The sequence below is a fragment of the Vibrio sp. 03_296 genome, assembly GCF_002265885.1.
In genome coordinates, this window is the sequence record NZ_NPKW01000112.1 from 24,020 (window position 1) to 45,118 (window position 21,099).

17 protein-coding genes are annotated in these 21,099 nt (G+C 47.4%); 15 read left to right on the top strand and 2 right to left on the bottom strand.

Annotated features, from left to right (window positions below; all coding sequences use genetic code 11):
- Positions 1 to 27: 27 nt before the first annotated feature.
- From lepA to CIK04_RS13840, 10 genes are all read left to right on the top strand, one after another.
- Positions 28 to 1,821, top strand: a complete 1,794-nt coding sequence (gene lepA, locus CIK04_RS13795) for a translation elongation factor 4 (protein ID WP_011079498.1) — start codon at positions 28 to 30, stop codon at positions 1,819 to 1,821.
- A 106-nt stretch (positions 1,822 to 1,927) separates the two neighbouring features.
- Complete coding sequence (lepB, locus tag CIK04_RS13800) at positions 1,928 to 2,827, top strand: signal peptidase I (protein ID WP_011079499.1); 900 nt, start codon at positions 1,928 to 1,930, stop codon at positions 2,825 to 2,827.
- Positions 2,828 to 2,849: 22 nt separating this feature from the next.
- Positions 2,850 to 3,527 (top strand): ribonuclease III, encoded by a 678-nt coding sequence (rnc, locus tag CIK04_RS13805; RefSeq protein WP_011079500.1) that lies wholly within the window; start codon positions 2,850 to 2,852, stop codon positions 3,525 to 3,527.
- Complete coding sequence (gene era, locus CIK04_RS13810; protein WP_011079501.1) at positions 3,520 to 4,482, top strand: GTPase Era; 963 nt, start codon at positions 3,520 to 3,522, stop codon at positions 4,480 to 4,482. The genes rnc and era overlap by 8 nt, the downstream gene beginning before the upstream one ends.
- Before the next feature lie 85 nt (positions 4,483 to 4,567).
- Positions 4,568 to 5,299: a DNA repair protein RecO gene (gene recO / locus CIK04_RS13815; RefSeq protein WP_038941455.1), complete on the top strand. Its 732-nt coding sequence runs from the start codon at positions 4,568 to 4,570 to the stop codon at positions 5,297 to 5,299.
- Positions 5,296 to 6,027 (top strand): pyridoxine 5'-phosphate synthase, encoded by a 732-nt coding sequence (gene pdxJ, locus CIK04_RS13820; protein ID WP_011079503.1) that lies wholly within the window; start codon positions 5,296 to 5,298, stop codon positions 6,025 to 6,027. The genes recO and pdxJ overlap by 4 nt, the downstream gene beginning before the upstream one ends.
- Entirely contained in the window at positions 6,028 to 6,408 is a 381-nt protein-coding gene (acpS, locus tag CIK04_RS13825; RefSeq protein ID WP_011151162.1) for a holo-ACP synthase, read from the top strand.
- A 291-nt stretch (positions 6,409 to 6,699) separates the two neighbouring features.
- A complete protein-coding gene (locus CIK04_RS13830) occupies positions 6,700 to 7,980 on the top strand; it encodes a hypothetical protein (RefSeq protein ID WP_039540525.1) in 1,281 nt (426 codons plus the stop codon).
- Between the two features lie 5 nt (positions 7,981 to 7,985).
- Positions 7,986 to 8,399, top strand: a complete 414-nt coding sequence (locus CIK04_RS13835) for a hypothetical protein (protein WP_097353412.1) — start codon at positions 7,986 to 7,988, stop codon at positions 8,397 to 8,399.
- On the top strand, positions 8,380 to 9,651 hold the full coding sequence (locus CIK04_RS13840) for a GGDEF domain-containing protein (protein WP_017422612.1): 1,272 nt from the start codon (positions 8,380 to 8,382) through the stop codon (positions 9,649 to 9,651). Before CIK04_RS13835 ends, CIK04_RS13840 begins: the two co-directional genes overlap by 20 nt.
- A 91-nt stretch (positions 9,652 to 9,742) precedes the next feature.
- On the opposite strand, the gene barA is transcribed toward CIK04_RS13840, so the two are convergent.
- Positions 9,743 to 12,529 carry a two-component sensor histidine kinase BarA gene (gene barA, locus CIK04_RS13845; protein ID WP_039540537.1) on the bottom strand — a complete coding sequence of 929 codons (2,787 nt, stop codon included), beginning with the start codon at positions 12,527 to 12,529 and terminating at the stop codon, positions 9,743 to 9,745.
- 172 nt (positions 12,530 to 12,701) lie between these two features.
- On the opposite strand from barA, the gene rlmD reads away from it, so the two are divergent.
- The 5 genes from rlmD (at position 12,702) to eno (ending at position 20,604) form a co-directional block, all read left to right on the top strand.
- Positions 12,702 to 14,018, top strand: coding sequence for a 23S rRNA (uracil(1939)-C(5))-methyltransferase RlmD (gene rlmD / locus CIK04_RS13850; RefSeq protein ID WP_038941450.1), 1,317 nt, complete (start codon positions 12,702 to 12,704; stop codon positions 14,016 to 14,018).
- 95 nt (positions 14,019 to 14,113) lie between these two features.
- Positions 14,114 to 16,339, top strand: a complete 2,226-nt coding sequence (gene relA, locus CIK04_RS13855; RefSeq protein WP_017422609.1) for a GTP diphosphokinase — start codon at positions 14,114 to 14,116, stop codon at positions 16,337 to 16,339.
- Positions 16,340 to 16,586: 247 nt separating this feature from the next.
- Positions 16,587 to 17,396, top strand: coding sequence for a nucleoside triphosphate pyrophosphohydrolase (mazG, locus tag CIK04_RS13860; protein WP_097353413.1), 810 nt, complete (start codon positions 16,587 to 16,589; stop codon positions 17,394 to 17,396).
- Positions 17,397 to 17,587: 191 nt separating this feature from the next.
- The gene (locus tag CIK04_RS13865; RefSeq protein WP_017422607.1) at positions 17,588 to 19,225 is read left to right on the top strand and encodes a CTP synthase; all 1,638 of its coding nucleotides are present in this window, start codon (positions 17,588 to 17,590) and stop codon (positions 19,223 to 19,225) included.
- A gap of 77 nt (positions 19,226 to 19,302) precedes the next feature.
- Positions 19,303 to 20,604: a phosphopyruvate hydratase gene (gene eno / locus CIK04_RS13870; protein WP_026130622.1), complete on the top strand. Its 1,302-nt coding sequence runs from the start codon at positions 19,303 to 19,305 to the stop codon at positions 20,602 to 20,604.
- A 272-nt stretch (positions 20,605 to 20,876) separates the two neighbouring features.
- Here eno and CIK04_RS33325 read toward each other — a convergent pair.
- Positions 20,877 to 21,099 (bottom strand): hypothetical protein (locus tag CIK04_RS33325; RefSeq protein WP_142994994.1); only part of this gene is annotated, 223 nt, incomplete at its 5' end.

The following is a 21,099-nucleotide window of genomic DNA, read 5'->3' on the forward strand; positions in this document are numbered from 1 at the left end:
ATAACAGAGTTTAGTCACCCCAAATCTATGAAGCACATTCGTAATTTTTCGATTATCGCCCATATTGACCACGGCAAATCGACCCTATCAGACCGTTTAATCCAAGTTTGTGGTGGATTGAGCGACCGTGAAATGGCAGAACAAGTTCTAGACTCCATGGAGCTAGAGCGTGAGCGTGGAATTACCATTAAAGCTCAGAGTGTGACCCTCGACTATAAAGCCCAAGATGGTGAAACTTACCAGCTTAACTTTATCGATACTCCGGGACACGTTGACTTTTCTTACGAAGTATCTCGCTCGCTGGCCGCGTGTGAAGGTGCTTTGTTGGTGGTGGATGCAGGTCAGGGTGTTGAAGCTCAAACGCTTGCAAACTGTTACACCGCAATTGAAATGGATTTGGAAGTTGTTCCAATCCTAAACAAGATTGATCTTCCGGCGGCAGAGCCTGAGCGTGTGGCGGAAGAGATTGAAGACATCGTTGGTATCGATGCGATTGATGCGGTTCGCTGTTCAGCCAAAACTGGTCTTGGCGTTGATGACGTGCTAGAGAAGATCGTTTCTGCGATCCCAGCACCAGAAGGCGATCCTGAAGCGCCACTGCAAGCACTGATCATTGACTCGTGGTTTGACAACTACCTTGGCGTTGTCTCTCTTGTGCGCATTAAACACGGCAAGTTAAAGAAAAACGACAAGATCAAAGTGATGAGTACGGGCCAAGTTTGGGGTGTAGACCGTTTAGGTATCTTCACACCAAAACAGATCGATACAACAGAGCTCAACACTGGCGAAGTAGGCTGGGTGGTTTGTGGTATCAAAGACATTCTTGGCGCACCTGTTGGTGATACGTTAACTCTGGCGAAAAATGGTGCAGAGAAAGCGCTGCCAGGTTTTAAGAAAGTGAAACCTCAGGTATACGCAGGTCTGTTCCCGGTTTCCTCTGACGATTATGAAGCGTTTCGCGATGCACTAGGCAAACTCAGCCTAAACGACGCGTCACTTTTCTATGAGCCAGAGAACTCGGCTGCACTCGGTTTTGGTTTCCGTTGTGGCTTCCTTGGTATGCTGCACATGGAGATCATTCAAGAGCGTTTAGAGCGTGAATACGATCTCGACCTGATCACCACTGCGCCAACGGTAGTTTACGAAGTGCTGACCACCAGCAAGCAGACTATCTATGTTGATAGCCCAGCGAAATTGCCTGCGGTGAATGACGTGGCAGAAATTCGTGAGCCAATCGCACGCTGTAATATTCTTGTGCCAGCGGATTACCTAGGTAACGTGATTACCTTGTGTATTGAGAAGCGTGGTACTCAGGTAGACATGGTTTACCACGGCAACCAAGTCGCATTGACGTACGATATTCCAATGGCGGAAGTGGTGCTGGATTTCTTCGACCGTTTGAAATCGACCTCGCGTGGTTATGCGTCGCTTGATTACGGATTCCAACGTTTTGAAGAGTCGAACATGGTGCGTGTAGACGTGTTGCTAAACGGCGACAAAGTCGATGCTTTGGCGATCATTACTCACAAAGATCAGTCCCAGACTCGTGGCCGTCAATTGGTTGAGAAAATGAAAGAATTCATTCCTCGCCAGATGTTCGACATCGCGATTCAAGCCGCAATTGGTAACCACATTATTGCGCGCTCTACCGTAAAACAGCTACGTAAAAACGTATTAGCGAAGTGTTACGGTGGTGACGTCAGCCGTAAGAAGAAACTACTGAAGAAGCAGAAAGAAGGTAAGAAACGCATGAAGCAAATCGGTAACGTTGAGCTACCGCAAGAAGCTTTCCTAGCGATTCTCCATGTAGGTAAAGATTAACAGTTTGAACTTACATCTTGCTTACCAGTCATAAGACGGTAGATATCCAAATAAGTGAAAGGGTTACGGCTCTTTCACTTTCGTATTTTTTAGATAAGGGAAGTCCATGGCGAATACATTCTCACTGATTTTGGTCATCGTCACGCTGATCACAGGTGTGGTTTGGTTGCTCGAAAAACTGGTTTGGGCCAAGAAACGCCAACAAAAAGTGGCGGAGATTGAAAGTCAAACGGTTAATGGGTTAGATGCACAAACTCTCGCAAAGGCGAAAATGCAGCCTTGGTGGGTGGAAAACAGTGTCTCTATCTTCCCAGTTATCGCCTTTGTTTTGGTGTTACGCTCGTTTATCTATGAACCGTTTCAGATCCCTTCAGGCTCAATGATGCCGACTCTGCTTGTAGGCGATTTTATTCTGGTAGAGAAATACGCTTATGGCCTGAAAGATCCGGTTTGGCGTACCCAGTTAGTGGAAACGGGTAAGCCAGAGCGTGGCGATATTGTTGTCTTCAAATACCCACCGTCACCTAACATCGACTACATCAAACGAGTGGTCGGTTTGCCTGGTGATACGGTACGTTATAACCGCCAAAAAGAAATCTGTATCCAGCCAAAAGGTGAGAGCGTCTGTCATATGGCGATCCGCAATAACGTTGTGGAAAGCGAATTTATTCAAGACGGCATCAACCTGACGCAGACAGATGAACAATTGGGCGAAGTAAAACACCAAATTTTGGTTAACCCACTGCGTCAAGACCGCGTAGAAGCGTATGCGCCTCGTGCTGGTGTGAGTGAATGGGTGGTACCACAAGGTCAGTATTTTGTGATGGGTGACAACCGTGACAACAGTGCTGATAGCCGTTACTGGGGCTTTGTACCAGAAGCTAACCTAGTAGGTAAGGCCGTGGCGATTTGGATCAGCTTCGAGTTTGATCGTGGTTCAGATAGCGTACTGCCTTCTTGGATCCCTACTGGCGTGCGTTTTAACCGCATCGGCGGTATTCACTAACTTTGATGATTATCGGAAAAGTATGAATTCTCCAATTGAGAAACTAACCAGACAGCTCGGCTATCAATTTCAAGATGACGAGCTGCTCAATTTGGCGCTGACTCATCGCAGCGCCAACAGCAAACATAATGAACGTCTTGAATTTCTGGGCGATTCAATTTTAAGTTTTGTCATTGCTGATGAACTTTATCATCGTTTCCCGAAAGTGAATGAGGGAGACATGAGCCGCATGCGAGCGACGTTAGTGCGCGGTAATACATTGGCAGAGCTAGGCCGTGAATTCGGTTTGGGAGATTACTTAAAATTAGGTCCAGGCGAGCTGAAAAGTGGCGGTTTCCGTCGCGATTCGATTCTGGCTGATGCCGTTGAAGCCATTATCGGTGCCGTTTATCTAGATAGCGATCTAGAAGTGGTGCGCGGTATTGTGCTCAATTGGTACACCTCTCGTTTGGAAGCCATCAAGCCTGGTGTTTCACAGAAAGATCCCAAGACACGTTTGCAAGAGTTCTTGCAAGGCAGAAGAAAACCGCTGCCTGTTTACACAGTGACTAATATTAAAGGTGAAGCACACAATCAGGAATTCACGGTTGAGTGTGATATCGCGGGTATGGATAAGCCCGTTGTCGGTAGAGGTACCAGCCGCCGCAAGGCAGAACAAGCGGCTGCGGAATTGGCTCTGGAGCAGTTAACCAATGGCTGATAATGAATTTGATATCGATGCGTTTTTCTCTACAGAGAAGAAAAGCACGTCTTCTGAAAACCAGCACTGTGGTTTTATCGCCATTGTTGGTCGTCCTAATGTGGGCAAATCGACCCTACTGAACAAAATTCTTGGTCAGAAAATCTCGATTACCTCGCGCAAACCACAAACCACGCGTCACCGCATTATGGGCGTGGATACTGATGGCGATTACCAAGCGATTTACGTCGATACTCCGGGATTACACATCGAGGAGAAACGCGCCATCAACCGTTTGATGAACCGCGCAGCCAACTCATCACTTAGTGATGTGAACTTGGTGTTTTTCTTGGTCGATGGGACCCATTGGACCAACGACGATGAAATGGTGCTCAATAAACTGCAGAAAGCGAATTTCCCAGTCGTATTGTGTGTCAACAAAGTAGACAACGTACAAGATCGCAATGAAGTCATGCAGCACATGATGGAAATGTCGAAGAAAATGAACTTCGTCGATGTGGTGCCTATTTCTGCTAAACAGGGTAAAAACATCGATGTGCTGCGTAAGCACGTTCGTGACCACTTGCCAAAAGCAGTGCACCATTTCCCTGAAGAGTATGTGACGGACCGTTCGCAGCGCTTCATGGCGTCTGAAATCGTGCGTGAAAAGCTGATGCGTTTCACCGGTGACGAACTGCCATACTCAGTGACCGTGGAGATCGAACGTTTTGACTACAACCCGGAAACCGATGGTTTCCACATCAACGCGTTAATTTTGGTTGAGCGTAGCGGCCAGAAGAAAATGGTGATTGGTAAAGGTGGTGAGAAAATCAAAACCATCGGACGCGAGGCACGCCTCGATATGGAAGAATTGTTTGGTCGCAAGGTTTACCTAGAAACTTGGGTGAAAGTGAAATCAGGTTGGGCAGACGACGAACGTGCGTTGCGCTCACTGGGTTACATTGACGACCTCTAACTCGGTTAGCGAGAGTTATCGCTCCGATCGTATCTTGTTAAGGAGCCCAAGTGGCTCCTTATTTTTTGTGGAATAGAAGCACAGCATGAACGCGCCTGACGGTTTACAGCGATGTTTTGTTCTCCATCGTCGCCCTTATAGCGAATCCAGCCTGATCTTGGACGTATTCAGCGAAGAATTTGGTCGCATTACCTTAATGTCGAAAGGGGCACGCAGTAAGCGTTCCAATTTAAAGGGTGCATTACAGCCTTTTACACCGCTGTTATTGAAGTGGTCTGGTAAAGGCTCAATGAAGACGTTACGTCAAGCTGAGCCGATCAGCTTAGGCCTGCCTCTAACGGGTATCTACCTCTATTCCGCGATGTATGTGAATGAGTTGGTTGGTCGCGTTTTGATGCAAGAAGTGCCGATGCCGGGATTGTTCCATGACTATCTATTTGCCTTAACGGAGCTTGCCCAAGCGGACAATCCTGAACCGGCTTTGCGCCGTTTTGAGCTCGCGTTGCTGGCCGCGATGGGATACGGCGTGGATTTTTTGCATTGTGCTGGCACTGGCGAGCCGATTGATCCGCAAATGACTTATCGTTACCGAGAGCAAAAAGGGTTTATTGCTTCAGTGCGGCGAGACAACCTGACGTTTTTGGGCAATGAATTAATTGCCATCAGTGAGCGTCGCTTTCTCACGAAAGAGCAACTTCAAGCGGCAAAACGCTTTACACGAATAGCCTTAAAGCCGTATCTTGGCGGCAAACCTTTAAAAAGTCGGGAATTGTTTATACAGATGAGGATTCCCCGAACACGGAGTATGGAAAAATGAGTTCAATTTACCTGGGTGTTAACATCGACCACGTCGCCACTTTACGCAATGCCCGCGGTACTAAGTATCCTGATCCTGTCCACGCCGCAGAAGTGGCAGAGCGAGCGGGCGCGGATGGCATTACCATTCATTTACGCGAAGACCGTCGCCACATTACTGACCGTGATGTTCGTATTCTGCGTGAAACCCTGCAAACACGTATGAATTTGGAAATGGCTGTCACCGATGAAATGATCGAGATAGCCCTCAAAACGCAACCTGAATATGTTTGCTTAGTCCCTGAAAAGCGTGAAGAACTTACCACCGAAGGCGGATTGGATGTCGCAGGCCATTTAGACAAAATCAAAGCTGCGACGGAAAAATTAACCGCAGCGGGTATTAAAGTTTCCCTGTTCATTGATGCAGACCGTGAGCAAATTGATGCCGCCAAAGCGTGTGGCGCGCCTTTTATTGAGCTCCATACGGGGCATTACGCGGATGCTGCGACCGAAGCAGACCAACTGGATGAGCTGAAGAAGATTGCTGCAGGCGCAAGTTACGCAGCGGATTTGGGTATTACGGTGAACGCTGGCCATGGTTTGACTTACCACAACGTCGCACCAATTGCGGCATTGCCTGAGATTTACGAGCTGAACATCGGTCATGCGATCATTGGTCGAGCGGTATTTGATGGTCTCCATAAAGCGGTAGCGGACATGAAAGCCATTATGGTTGCGGCTCGTCAGTAAATGGCCATTGTTGGACTGGGTACCGACATTGCTGAAATCGAGCGAGTGGAAAAGGCACTTGCTCGCAGTGGTGTGGCGTTTGCAGAACGGATCCTCTCTGTGCAAGAGATGGAAACGTTTGTCAGCTTAAAGCAGCAAGGACGTTTTCTTGCTAAGCGTTTTGCGGCGAAAGAAGCGGCTTCTAAAGCGTTAGGAACCGGGATTGCTCACGGCGTCTCTTTCCAAGACTTTACCATCAAGAATGATGACAATGGTAAACCCTATCTGCAGCTTGCTGGTCGAGCAGCAGAACTGGCCCATCAAATGGGGGTTTGCCACACACACCTTTCTCTTTCCGATGAGCGTCACTACGCTGTCGCAACGGTCATCTTCGAATCTTAATTAGAAGCGCTTTATCGATATTTCAGCGAGATAAAGCGCCTTTATAAACTTTTCATATTTGTCTGTCTTTTCACAAATTCCAAAAATACTCTTTTAGTAAGTGATCTTTGTTCCAAATGAGCATGTCGATTGTTGATTAAATTGCATATACTCTAATGGTGCAGGGTTGTTAAATATAAAAATTATAAATGCAAGGTTGGCCAGTTTATCCTTTTTTATTCGCTAATTTTTAACTTGAATGGGTCGGTTTAAAAGCAGTATAGCGATGATTTCATTAAGAAAGGCGGTGCCATGTTGAGTGTTGCTTTTTGGCCTTTTAGGCTCTCTTTTCTCGCCATGTTGGGTCTTTTACTCAGCAGTTCATGTACTGCTTCAACGAATGAAGTGGCAATTTCAGGTTTCGGCACTGTGGGCTATAGCTACGAAAATGAGCCCGATATCGGCTATTTGCGTAATATTTCTCAGCCGCCTGATGTTGAACGCAATGGCTCATTCCTTCCAGATTCAAATTTTGGTGTACAGGTTGATTGGGCGCTGAATTATCAATGGTCGCTCACTGCGCAGTGGGTGCTAGAAGATCGCGTTGAGCAAGACTTTAATAACGTCACCGAGCTGGCGTTTGTTCGCTATTTACCCAATGCCAACTGGGATTTGCGCATCGGCCGTTTTGGCTTAAATGCCTATACTGCAGCAGACAGCCGACGAATTGACTACGCCCACCTCTGGGTTCGCCCTCCTCAAGAGCTTTACGGCAGTATTTTTTATGACTCAATTGATGGTCTTGATGTTACGTACCGCTCTTCCATTAACGAGGTGAACTGGTCTGCCAGCTTACAATATGGCGTCATTTCTCAAGTGATCGAAGATGAGCGAACAAAAGATCATTCAGAGGCCAGCTCAGATCATACGTTAGCCATTGCACTGATGTTTGATTACCACGAGTGGAGTGGGCGTTTTTCTTTTGTTGATGTGGCGGATTTAACGGTCTCACTTGGTCCAAACAGCCAACAAGCACAACTGGGTATTGCCCAGTTAGCGCAGGCAGGATTGGGGGCGGCCAGTTTGGAAGCGGCTGAGATTTACGCCCAATCCAACATTAATGGAGAATCGGTAAAGTACTGGCAGGTCGGGCTTGGTTACTTTGATGGCGAGTGGCAGATGCAGTCCGAGCTTTTTTATGTGGCGGGTATGAAACAAGCCATCCCGCAAGGTAGCGGTGGCTATCTGATGTTAGGGCGAAGCATTCATCGCGTTACGCCTTATGCAACCGTATCGTTTTTTGAGCCAGCAAGAGACATCGTTAAAGCACAAAGCGATTGGGGGGGCATCTCTCCTCAGTTAGGGCAATTTCAACAACTCATCATTAGCGGCATCAATTCCACTTACATCGATCAGAATACCTACTCCTTAGGCATACGCTGGGATATTCACCCGCAAGTCGCGATCAAAGGGCAATTTGACTACATCCAGATTCAAGATGTGGGGTATGGCCTTTGGGCGGCTGACGGTCGTTCATCAACTCAAGGGCGCGACGTTCAGCTTTACACCCTTAGTGTGAACTTTATTTTTTAGGGGAGGTGAAGATGAGATATCTAGTTTCCCTCCTAGCCAGTTTAGTGATGATGCCCGTTTACGGCGAAATTTTTGTGGTCGTTAGCCATGAGAGCGCCATTCATCAAATGCACGAAAGTGAAGTGGCGGATGTGTATTTAGGCAGAAAACGCTCTTTTGGCCGCGTAGACATTACGCAAGTTTTTGACCGCAGTGATGAGGTTCGAGCGCGTTTTTTTGGCAAAGTGGCCAATATGCGCACCAGTCAGATTAACGCGTATTGGGCTAAGCTTAAGTTTTCAGGACGGATGCGAGCGCCTGATGTGATTGAAACCGACATTGAACTGGTTGAGCACTTGCTTGCCAACCCAAATGCCATTGGCTATATGCAAACTTCGCCTCCTAAGGAGTTAAAGGTGGTTGCCACAATTTATGAATAACTTGCCGAGACATTCATTAGCGAATCGCCTGCTGAGATTTGTCTCGATATGCGCGATTGTCTATCTAGTGCTTTTGCTGGCGCTGATGATTCCGTTTGGCTTTAAAAATGCGATGCAAACGCATACGGAGTTAGAACAAAAATTGGTGTTGTCTCTCTCTAACTCGGCGGCCATCGCGTTGTATGTCAATAACCATGAGATTGCTGAAGAGGTGATTGACTCTTTGCTGCTGCATGATGAAATCAATGCTGTACGTCTTGAAAGTTTAGAGGGCGTGACGTTTGACAAAATCAAACCGGGGCAGTTTGAAAAAGACATGTGGCTGCACGCGAATCAATACCCTTTACTCTCACCAGTGGATGCCAAACCATTGGGGATTCTGTATGTGCACGACAATCATTTGGTGATTCAACGTAAAACTCTCGACAAAGTGCTTTACCAGATTTTGTTTGTTTTGCTGCAGTTTTTGATGACGTTTGTGGTCATTGCGTTGGTGGTAAAACGCATCATCGGTAAGCCATTGAGAGCACTCTCTATTGCGGTGTCTCGTGCCACTCCTGGGCAGGTGAAAACCGTTGAAGTGGATGATATTAATCGCAATAACGAAATTGGTTTGGTGGCCAATAGCATCAACACCTTTATTGAAAACTCGCACCAGGCACTGATCCGAGAGAAAGAGCTACGCTCTCAGATTGAACGTTGGGAAATCTACTACCGTGGTATGGCGGAGCAAGATACCTTAACCGGTCTCAAAAACCGTTTGGGTTGTGAAAAATACTTTTCACACATGAAACACAGTGAGGCTTATTTGTCACTGTTACTCATTGATTTGGATGGTTTTAAAGCCGTCAATGACAGCCATGGGCATGCAGTGGGTGATGCCGTGTTATCCACCATTGCGAATCGTTACCTTCATCTGACCCAAGAGCATTTTAATCAAAGTGTCGTGGGTCGGATTGGTGGGGATGAGTTTGTTATCTACTTGCCACATCGTGATGGGCCAGAAAAAATGGAAGCCTTTTTATTGGCGTTTGCGGAGCAGTTAATTGAGTCGAGCAATACGCCGATTGAAGTGAAACAACTGCAAGTACATGTTGGTTGCAGTATCGGCATTGCGACGGCAACGGCCGCAAAAGCCGATATGGAGAAGTTGCTGCTTCAAGCTGATAATGCAATGTACCTTGCCAAACAGGATGGGAAAAACACTGCGCGTTTTTTTCGCCGACCGGTTAGCCAGTCGGTAGGCAACTGATCCGTTAAATGGTTTGTCGCAAGGCCGTGAATAGAGTGGTTGTTGAGAAAGAAAAGAAAACCGCCATGACGGCGGTTTTCTTTTAATGGCATTAGGCGAGATACAACTGCGCGGTGGTGGATACCTTGAGCATCTCATCTTGCAGTTCAAACAGTTCTGGCTCGACATCCATCAGCTCTGCATTACTGCGTAAAGATTGTTCTATGGTGGCGCAGAGCGCCTTTAAGCGTGGCACACCACAGTAAGAGCTGCTGCCATGCAGCTTATGGATGACATGAATCAGTTCGTCACGCGGGTAGTCTTCCTGCTCTAACGCGAGCTCGACAACGCTCTCCACTTCAGGAATGAATTCCACCAACATTCTCAGCATATCTTTTGCCAAATCTTCCTTGTTAGCAGATTGCTTCAGTGCTGCTTGCCAATCAATGATGATGTCGCTGCTGCGTGCGATGTTCTGATCCACACTGCTCTCTTCGGCCGCAATATAGCTTGGAGAGATCTTTTCAACTTGGCTATCGCAGGTGTTGGGATTCCAGTGGATCAGCACTTGCTGCAAAATATGTTCTTCGATGGGTTTGGTGAGGTAATCATCCATGCCAGCCTTGAGTAGGCGGTCACGCTCACCGCTCATGGCGTGTGCCGTTACCGCGATGACTGGCGTGTTGGCATTGAGTTCGGTTTGTTTAATCAACTTACAAGCCGTCACCCCATCCATTTTCGGCATTTGAATATCCATAAAGATCAGATCAAATTGGCGGCTGGTGGCAATATCGACGGCGTCTTGACCTGAACTGCAAGAGGTGACCGAAACCACTCGTTCTGCGAGGAGCGCGGTGATCAGTTTTAGGTTGGCCGGGTTATCATCCACGGCCAGTACCGACAGGGAAGAACGTTCTGCTTGCGTGTTTTCAGGCGCCGGAAGCAAAGGTTGTAAGGTTTGTTTTGCCGCGAGGCTTTGCAGCAGTTTTCTTCGACCTAGCGGCTTGGTTAAGCATTGAATGCCAAAACGTTCGGTCAATTGATCCGCCAGAGCTAACTCAGTGCTAGGGATAGCCAAAATGGTGTTGGCAGAGATGTGCAGTGCTCGGCTTAACCAGTTTTCAATGGTTTCTAATTCGTACACTTGGTTTACCGCTAAACTCAGCAGGACAAAATCGTAGCCTTTGGCATTGTCTGGTAAGAGCGAGCGGTAGGTGACATTGATGCCTTCTTGCGTTAGGACTTGCTGGGTGACCGCCGCCGCTTGCATGTTTGGCTCAATCAACAGCAGTTCTTTGCCTTGCAGATAGTCGGCTTCTATCGAATCGCTCATCGGCATTTGTGTGGAGTGCAGACGCAAGGTGAACCAGAAGGTTGAACCTTGGTGAAGTCGGCTGGTAAGGCTGATCTCACCGCCCATTTGACTGACCAGTTTCTGGGTAATAACCAACCCAAGCCCAGTGCCACCGTAGCGACGAGAAATACTGGCGTCGGCCTGACTAAAGGCTTGGAAAAGCTGCGCTTGCTGTCGCTCAGAAATACCGATACCCGTATCTTTCACCATAAATTGCAGGTCAATACTGTCGCCCGATTGAGCACGCATTTCCACACTGACATCGATATTGCCGCGCTCTGTAAACTTAATCGAGTTACCCACCAAGTTTGTCAGCACTTGCTGAATACGCAGTGGATCGCCCACGACACCTTCAGGGATTCTCGGATCAATCTTAAGGGTAATCTCCAGACCTTTTTCATGTGCACTGGTGGCTTGAAGGCTGATAACCTCTTCTAGGCTTTCACGGAAATCGAATGGAATGTTTTCCAGTGCTAACTTGCCTGCTTCCAGTTTCGAGAAGTCTAGAATGTCATTGATGATATTGAGCAGGTTGTTGGCCGACTTTTCAATCGTCTGCAAATAGTCGGTTTGGCTGTTAGTCAGCTGCGTTTTGAGCATCTGACGAGTAAAGCCAATCACGCCATTGAGTGGCGTACGAAGCTCGTGTGACATATTGGCAAGAAACTCGGATTTCACTCTTGCCGCTTCTTGGGCGCGTTTTTTGGCGATATCCAGCTCAACGTTTTGAATCTCGAGCTGCTCGAGTGTTTCTCGTAAGTCGGAGGTGGCTTGGTCAATGCTGTGCTGCATCTCAACGTGATATTCCGACAACGAAATCGCCATCGCGTTGATACCGTTTTTCAACGAATCCAATTCGCCGTGCATTTTGCCTTCAATTCGCACATCTAATTGACCACGGCGAATGCGATCGACCACGTTCTTCATGTGCGTAATCGGTTGGGTCACATCCTGCATTAGTCGCGAAGCAAACACGCTCGCTAAGCCCAAACCAAGGATTAGCACGAGGAAAGCAGAGAAGACTTCTTGGTACTGTTGTAGGCGCAGCGAAGAGAGGTCTAACTCAACGGCAATGTAACCAATGGCTCGGGTGGCTTCACCTGGTTCGGCCAAATCACTCAAATAGTGGCCTTCGGAGAGGACAGGAACACGCAAAATCATGGTGTCGCTGCGGATTTCTGCGTTGCCCAAAAGCGGGATCGGTTGGTCTTTCGGGTAGGTTAACGACTCAAAATCAGGATGAAAGTTAGAGGTAACGAACAGTTCGTGTTTGCCATCAAAGACCGCAATACTGCGCACCAAATTGGAGTTTTTGCGGTGGGCATAGCTGACTAAGCGTCTCACGGCCTCTCGGCTTTCAGAAAGCAGATGAGGCTCGCTGGCGATGGCGATCGGCTCAATAATGCTGTTGCCAGTGGTGATCACCTGACGTTCCAGATCTTGATAGCGATTGAAAGAGAAAAAACTACTGAGCAACAACCCTATGATCAAGGTTGGCGCTAGGGTGAGCGTAATTACACGTGCTCGTAAGCCATATCTGGTCATGTTATCTAATTACATCAAGGTCTGGATATGGGAAAATAGGCGCCACTAGTATGTCAGTGACCCAGCCGGATAGTCGCTAAGCATAATCACAACCGCTCACCGGCACAACGATTGCGCAGCAGAATAGTGAAGCGGTAAAACAAATTTGAGTAAATCATTCAGGTAATTGAGCATGGCACGTTTTTTCCAACCGAAAAAGAAACTTCAACCCGAAAGCAAACATCAGCAGGTGTTGGTGGAAAAACTCGACCATCAAGGGGCGGGGATCGCCTATCTCAACAAAAAGCCGCTTTTTATTGATGGCACTTTGCCAGGGGAAGAGGTGGTGACACAGCTTACGGAGAGCAAGAGTAAGTTTGCGCGCGGCAAATTGATCAAATTGCTCAAACCGGCGGCGGAGCGTGTTGAACCATTCTGTCCTCATTTTAATCAGTGTGGTGGTTGCGACATGCAGCACATGGATTACCAAGCCCAACTGGCTTATAAGCAGCGCACTCTGCAGCAATTAATGAAGAAATTTTCCGGCAGTGAGATCCTTTTATCACCACCAGTAACGGGGCTTGAGAAGGCGTATCGTCGTCGTGCGCGCGTCAGCCTGTTGTGGGACAAAAAATCGCGTCAGTTGCAGTTTGGATTTCGCCGTAAACAGAGCAAGCAAATCGAAAATATCACTCAGTGCCCGGTATTAGTTGCTGAGCTTGAGTGCTTGCTGCCAGAGCTTAAAGCGATCTTGAGCGATTTCCATCATCCTGAGCACTTAGGCCATGTTGAACTGGTGGCGGCAGACAACGGTGCGGTCATCACGCTGCGACATACAGGCCCATTGTTGGATGAAGACGTGGCTAAGTTGCGTCAATGCGCAGAACAACATCAAGCCACGCTTTACCTTATGCCCGCAAGCGATCAGCTCGAGCGTATTTCTGGCGAAGCACCGTACTACCAAGAAATTGGCTTTAAAGTGCCATTTGAGCCCAACAACTTTATTCAGGTGAACCAAAAGGTAAACCAACAGATGGTGGTTCAAGCGCTTGAGTGGTTAGACCCGCAAAGCAGCGACCGTGTGTTAGATCTCTTCTGTGGTCTAGGAAATTTTAGCTTGCCGATCGCCAGTAAAGCTAACTCGGTGACCGGGGTGGAAGGGGTGGATGAAATGGTGCAAAAAGCAGCAATCAACGCGTCTTTGAACCAAATCAATAACGCGCAATTTTTCCACGCTAATCTGGAACAGGATTTTGTCGGGCAGCCTTGGGCGAGCGAGAAGTTTGATAAGATTTTACTTGATCCAGCAAGGGCTGGAGCAAGTGGTATCATCGAGCAGGTTTCAGCACTCGGTGCGAAAAGAGTGGTTTATGTTTCGTGTAATCCTGCTACCCTTGCAAGGGATAGCCAAAGCCTGTTGGAGCAAGGTTATCGCTTAACCAAATTAGGTATGTTGGACATGTTCCCTTATACCAGTCACCTCGAATCGATGGCGCTGTTTGAAAAATAAACCATATGGTGAGAAAGCCATCGTTTGATTGGGACAAAACGAACTAACTGGGATGTTGTTAGTCGAAACTGAAAAAGCAATATTAGGATAATAAGATGGTTGCGGTAAGAAGCGCACATTTGAATCAAAACGAACAGTTTGAGCTGGAAAGCTGGGTGGCAAGCCTGAAACAAGACGCGGGCGTCTCCAAGCGTCTTATTGAAGTCTATCGCCACTGTCAGACCATTCTGCAAGGTCACGAACACGCCGAACTTCTGTTGTGGCGGGGGCGAGAAATGATTGAAATTCTCGTCACCTTATCCATGGATAAGGCCACCTTGGTTGCCGCGCAACTGTTCCCATTAGTCTCAAGTGGCGCTTTTGCACGCGAGCCATTAGAAGAGCACTACAGTAAAGAGATCATCAAGCTGATTGATGGCGTGGATGAGATGGCGGCGATTGGCCAGCTAAACATCACTCTTGAAGGCAGTGCGGCTTCGGCGCAAGTTGACAATGTACGTCGTATGTTGCTGGCGATGGTGGATGATTTCCGCTGCGTGGTCATCAAATTGGCTGAGCGTATCTGCAACCTGATTGAAGTGAAAAAAGCACCAGATGAAGTGCGCCGCGCCGCAGCCAAAGAGTGTGCCAATATCTATGCGCCGCTGGCCAACCGTTTAGGCATTGGTCAGTTAAAGTGGGAAATTGAAGATTACGCTTTCCGCTATCAACAGCCAGATACCTACAAGCAAATTGCTAAGCAGTTGTCTGAGCGTCGTATTGTGCGCGAACAATACATCAAAGACTTTGTCGATGACCTTTCTGAAGAAATGAAAGAGTGCGGCATTAACGCCGAAGTCAGTGGGCGCCCTAAACATATCTATAGTATTTGGCGCAAAATGCAGAAGAAGAGCTTAGAGTTTGATGAGCTGTTTGACGTGCGTGCGGTGCGGATTATTGCCGATAAACTGCAAGATTGTTACGCCGCATTAGGTGTGGTGCACACCAAATATAAGCATCTGCCAAGCGAGTTCGACGACTATGTCGCCAACCCAAAACCGAATGGTTATCAGTCGATTCACACCGTGGTGCTCGGCCCAGAAGGCAAAACCATCGAGATTCAAATCCGCACCAAGCAGATGCATGAAGATTCGGAACTCGGGGTAGCCGCGCACTGGAAATACAAAGAAGGCAGCAGCAGTGGCCGCAGTGGTTACGATGAGAAAATCACTTGGCTACGTAAACTGCTGGATTGGCAAGAAGAGATGTCAGACTCGGGCGAAATGCTCGACGAGCTGCGCAGCCAAGTGTTTGATGACCGCGTTTACGCCTTTACCCCGCGTGGTGATGTCGTCGATTTGCCAATGGGCGCAACGCCACTCGATTTTGCTTACCATATTCACTCAGAGGTGGGTCATCGCTGTATCGGTGCCAAGGTGGCAGGGCGCATCGTTCCATTCACCCACAAACTCAACATGGGTGATCAAGTTGAAATCATCACCCAGAAAGAGCCGAACCCGTCCCGCGATTGGTTAAACCCCTCATTGGGGTTTGTGACTTCAGGTCGTGCTCGGGCGAAAATCAACGCTTGGTTCCGCAAACAAAGCCGTGAGAAAAACCTCGAAGCTGGCCGTGAGATCCTTGAAAACGAACTGGCGAAAATTGGTGCAACGTTAAAAGACGCAGAGCAATACGCCGTCAAACGTTTTAACGTGAAGTCAGCCGATGAGTTGTACGTGGGGGTCGGCAGTGGTGATTTGCGTATTAACCAAATCTTGAATCACATTAATGCCCTGGTGAACAAACCAACGGCTGAAGAAGAAGATCGTCAAGCGCTCGAAAGACTGCAAGAAGCAGGCAATAAAGCCGCAGTTAGCCCAACACGTCCACGCAAAGATGCCGTGGTTGTGCAAGGGGTTGATAACCTGATGTCTCACTTAGCCCGCTGCTGTCAACCAATACCGGGTGATGAGATCTGTGGTTACATTACGCAAGGTCGTGGCATTTCAGTACACCGAGCCGACTGTGAACAGCTTGAAGAACTGCGCCACCACGCCCCAGAACGTATCATAGATACTGTTTGGGGAAGTGATGTTGTGGGCTCTTACATGCTGACCGTGCGCGTTGAGGCGATGGAGCGAAGTGGTTTGCTAAAAGACATCACCACCATGTTGGCGAATGAGAAAATCAAAGTCATCAGCATGAAGAGTAGGCTTGATTACCGCACCCATCTCAATGTGATGGATTTCGAACTCGAAGTGACCAACATCGAGGTGCTGACTCGCATCATGAAGCGTGTTGAGCAGATCAAGGATGTGATGTCGGTGAAACGCCTAGGCTAATTTTTACGTCGTATTTGGCTTTCTAACTGCGTTGGTTTCACTTGTTTCGCTCCATCACATAGGCGAGCTATGCTCAGGAGACTTACAAGATTACCGCCTTGTTAAAAGAGCCAACTACTTAGTAAAAATAAAAGTACTCTTTCCCTAACGTACGGGAAGAATGAGAAATAAAGGTGAGTGGTTATGCTGCTCACCTTTTTGTTTAAAAGAGCTCCTAGTGAGAAAACTTGTGTTTAAGGGACAAGAAATGAGTCATCCAATTGAACAATTAGAGCAAATCATGGCGAAGCTACGCGACCCGAAAAGTGGTTGTCCTTGGGATTTAAAGCAGAGCTTCGACACCATTGTTCCTCACACTATCGAAGAAACGTACGAAGTGGTGGATGCGATTCATAATCGCGATTGGCCTAATTTGCAGGAAGAGTTGGGCGATCTGTTGTTCCAGGTGATTTTCTACAGCCAGTTAGCAAAAGAGCAGGGGTTGTTTGATTTTTCCGCCGTGGTCGAAACCGTGAACGAAAAACTTACCCGCCGTCATCCCCATGTGTTCGGCCAAGTCGAATTTGAGACAGAAGCAGAAATAAATGCCAATTGGGAAGCGGAAAAGGCCAAAGAGAAAGCGCAAATAGGCAAAAATGAGCAAAGTATTCTAGACTCAATACCAAACTCTCTACCTGCATTAATGCGTGCTACAAAGATCCAGAAAAAATGCGCCCATTATGGTTTTGATTGGGATTCACTTGGGCCTGTGGTCGACAAAGCCAAAGAAGAAATTGATGAAGTGGTGGAAGAGGCGCTTCAAGTCGATGTCGATGAGGAAAAAGTGGAGCTTGAGCTGGGGGATCTACTGTTCGCCACCGTCAACTTAGCGCGCCATTTACAGGTCAATCCAGAAGCCGCATTGAGTAAGGCAAATCTCAAGTTTTCTAATCGATTCAAACAAGTAGAGCAAGGTGTGCACGCGAAGGGTAAGAAGCTTGAAGAGTGTGATTTAGCAGAGTTAGATGCCATTTGGGAGCAAGTGAAACGCGCGGAACGCGGTCAAGTGGCCGAGTAGAAATTTGAGACACATTTGACTCAACTATTTTTTATTCAACTCGATTGGTGTTTATCCACTTTGATTTGAAGCAAAAAATAAAAAATTGGCGTGTGATAGATTTCACGTTGTGGCGGTTAGGGTCTTCTGGTATATTTTCGTCCCGTCCAGAAGAAATCCGTTTCCCTCATTCAACCAATTTCAGGTTAAACATGACGACAAATTACATTTTTGTTACTGGCGGGGTTGTATCCTCTCTAGGTAAAGGTATTGCAGCAGCATCTCTTGCAGCGATTTTAGAAGCTCGTGGTCTTAAAGTGACTATGATGAAGCTTGACCCTTACATCAACGTTGATCCAGGCACAATGAGCCCAACTCAACATGGTGAAGTGTTCGTTACAGAAGATGGCGCCGAAACAGACCTAGACCTTGGTCACTACGAGCGTTTCATCCGCACTAAGATGACTAAGCGCAACAACTTCACTGCAGGTCGTGTTTACTCAGACGTTCTCGCGAAAGAGCGTCGCGGTGACTACCTAGGTGCAACTATCCAAGTTATCCCTCATATCACAAACGATATCAAAGACCGCGTGATCAATGGTTCTCAAGGCCACGACGTTGCGATCGTTGAAGTCGGTGGTACTGTTGGTGATATCGAATCTCTACCATTTATGGAAGCGATTCGTCAGCTAGCCGTTGAAATCGGCCGTGAACGCGCTATGTTCATGCACCTAACACTCGTTCCTTACCTTGCAGCTGCAGGCGAAGTGAAAACAAAACCGACTCAGCACTCTGTTAAAGAGCTGCTATCAATTGGTATCCAACCAGATATTCTAGTTTGCCGCTCAGATCGCATGATCCCAGCGAACGAGCGTAAGAAGATTGCGCTGTTCTGTAACGTTCCTGAGAAAGCGGTAATCTCAATGAAGGATGTAGACTCTATCTACAAGATCCCTCAACTGATCAAATCTCAAGGTCTTGATGATCTCGTTTGTGCGCGTTTCGGCATTTCTGCTCCTGAAGCGGACCTGTCTGAATGGGAACAGGTGATTTACGAAGAAGCGAACCCAACTGGCGAGGTTACTATCGGTATGGTGGGTAAATACATCGAACTACCTGATGCGTATAAATCAGTAAACGAAGCGCTTAAACATGCAGGTTTGAAAAATCGCTTGAGCGTTAACATTAAATATGTAGACTCTCAGGACGTAGAAACCAAAGGCGTTGAAGTTCTTCAAGGGCTTGACGCAATCCTTGTACCTGGTGGCTTTGGCGACCGTGGTATCGAAGGCAAGATTCTTGCGGCGAAATACGCTCGTGAGAACAAAGTTCCTTACCTAGGTATTTGCTTAGGTATGCAAGTGGCACTGATTGAATACGCGCGCAACGTTGCGGGTATGGAAGGTGCACATTCAACAGAATTTAACAAAGACACCAAGTACCCTGTGGTAGGTTTGATCACTGAATGGGTGGATAGTGAAGGTAACGTTGAAGAACGTACTGAATCATCGAATCTTGGTGGTACTATGCGTCTAGGTTCGCAACTCTGTCACCTAGCGAAAGGCACTAAAGCTCGTGAGCTATACGGTAGCGATACGATTCATGAACGTCACCGCCACCGTTACGAAGTGAACAATAATCTTCGTCCACAAATTGAAAAAGCAGGCCTAAAAGTATCAGGTCTGTCTGCGGACAAGAAACTGGTTGAGATGATCGAAAACCCGAACCACCCATGGTTTGTGGCAGCTCAGTTCCACCCAGAGTTCACTTCTACGCCACGTGACGGTCACCCACTGTTCTCTGGCTTTATTAAAGCAGCGGGTGAAAACGCGCGCGGCGAACTGAAGTAAAAGGATACGGGCGGTTGCAAAGGTTGTGCTGCCGCCCTTTAAATTTGACATTTATATTTGAACGAGAGGAAACATTAATGTCTAAGATCGTTAAAGTTCTAGGTCGTGAAATCATCGACTCACGTGGTAACCCAACTGTTGAAGCTGAAGTACACCTAGAAGGCGGTTTCGTAGGTATGGCAGCAGCTCCATCTGGCGCATCTACTGGTTCTCGCGAAGCGCTTGAGCTACGTGACGGTGACAAAGCACGTTTCCTAGGTAAAGGTGTTCTTAAAGCTATTGAAGCGGTAAACGGTGCAATCGCTGACGCTCTAGTTGGTAAAGATGCGAAAGATCAAGCAGCAATCGACGCTATCATGATCGAGCTAGACGGCACTGAAAACAAATCTAAGTTTGGTGCGAACGCTATCCTAGCTGTTTCTCTAGCTAACGCTAAAGCTGCTGCTGCTTCTAAAGGCATGCCTCTATACGAGCACATCGCTGAGCTAAACGGTACTGCTGGTCAGTTCTCTATGCCTCTACCAATGATGAACATCATCAACGGTGGTGAGCACGCAGACAACAACGTTGACATCCAAGAGTTCATGATCCAACCAGTTGGCGCAAAAACTCTGAAAGAAGCAGTTCGCATGGGTGCGGAAGTATTCCACAACCTAGCTAAAGTTCTTAAGTCTAAAGGTTACAACACTGCAGTTGGTGACGAAGGTGGTTTCGCTCCTAACCTTAAGTCTAACGCTGAAGCGCTAGAAGTTATCGCAGAAGCAGTTGCAGCAGCAGGTTACGTACTAGGTAAAGACGTTACTCTAGCTATGGACTGTGCAGCATCTGAGTTCTTCGACAAAGAAGCTGGTATCTACAACTTGAAAGGTGAAGGCAAAACGTTCACTTCTGAAGAGTTCAACCACTACCTAGCTGGTCTAGTTGAGCAATTCCCAATCGTATCTATCGAAGATGGTCTAGACGAGTCTGATTGGGCTGGTTTCGCACACCAAACTCAACTTCTAGGCGACAAGATCCAACTAGTTGGTGACGATCTATTCGTTACAAACACTAAGATCCTAGCTGAAGGTATCGAGAAAGGCATCGCTAACTCTATCCTAATCAAGTTCAACCAAATCGGTTCTCTAACTGAGACTCTAGCTGCAATCAAGATGGCTAAAGACGCAGGTTACACAGCAGTAATCTCTCACCGTTCTGGCGAAACTGAAGATGCAACTATCGCTGACCTAGCGGTAGGTACTGCAGCAGGTCAAATCAAGACTGGTTCTATGAGCCGTTCTGACCGTGTTGCTAAGTACAACCAACTAATCCGTATCGAGGAAGCTCTAGCTGGTCGTGCTCCTTTCAACGGTCTTAAAGAAGTGAAAGGCCAAGCTTAATTCGCAACAGAATTAACGTTGGTTATCTAACTGTAAAACCCTCGCTACGGCGGGGGTTTTGTTTTTAGAGAATAGAGTTAAAGAGCGATGAGCCGTTCTGACCGTGTTGCTGCTATGCCTAAAAGAAAGCAACCAACGAATCCGTATCGAGGAAGCTCTAGCTGGTCGTGCTCCTTTCAACGGTCTTAAAGAAGTGAAAGGCCAAGCTTAATTCTTCATTGAATTAATCGCTTAGATTGAAGCTTCAAAAAACACCCCGCGCTTGCGGGGTGTCAGATTGATGACGAACCCCGCTTTTTAAGTGGGGTTCTTTTTTGGAAGCGACCGTAGGTCGCGATCGTGATTTTTTTTGTTATATCGTGCGCATGAAGTTTCCATTCATTACACGGGTATACAGAAGCAAGTATCTGCCTTATTTCTGCCATATTTAAGCCCATTTTTCGTAGATAGTTCACCACCAACGCTATCTTCTTGATGTTTTGGGCTGCCGCTGCC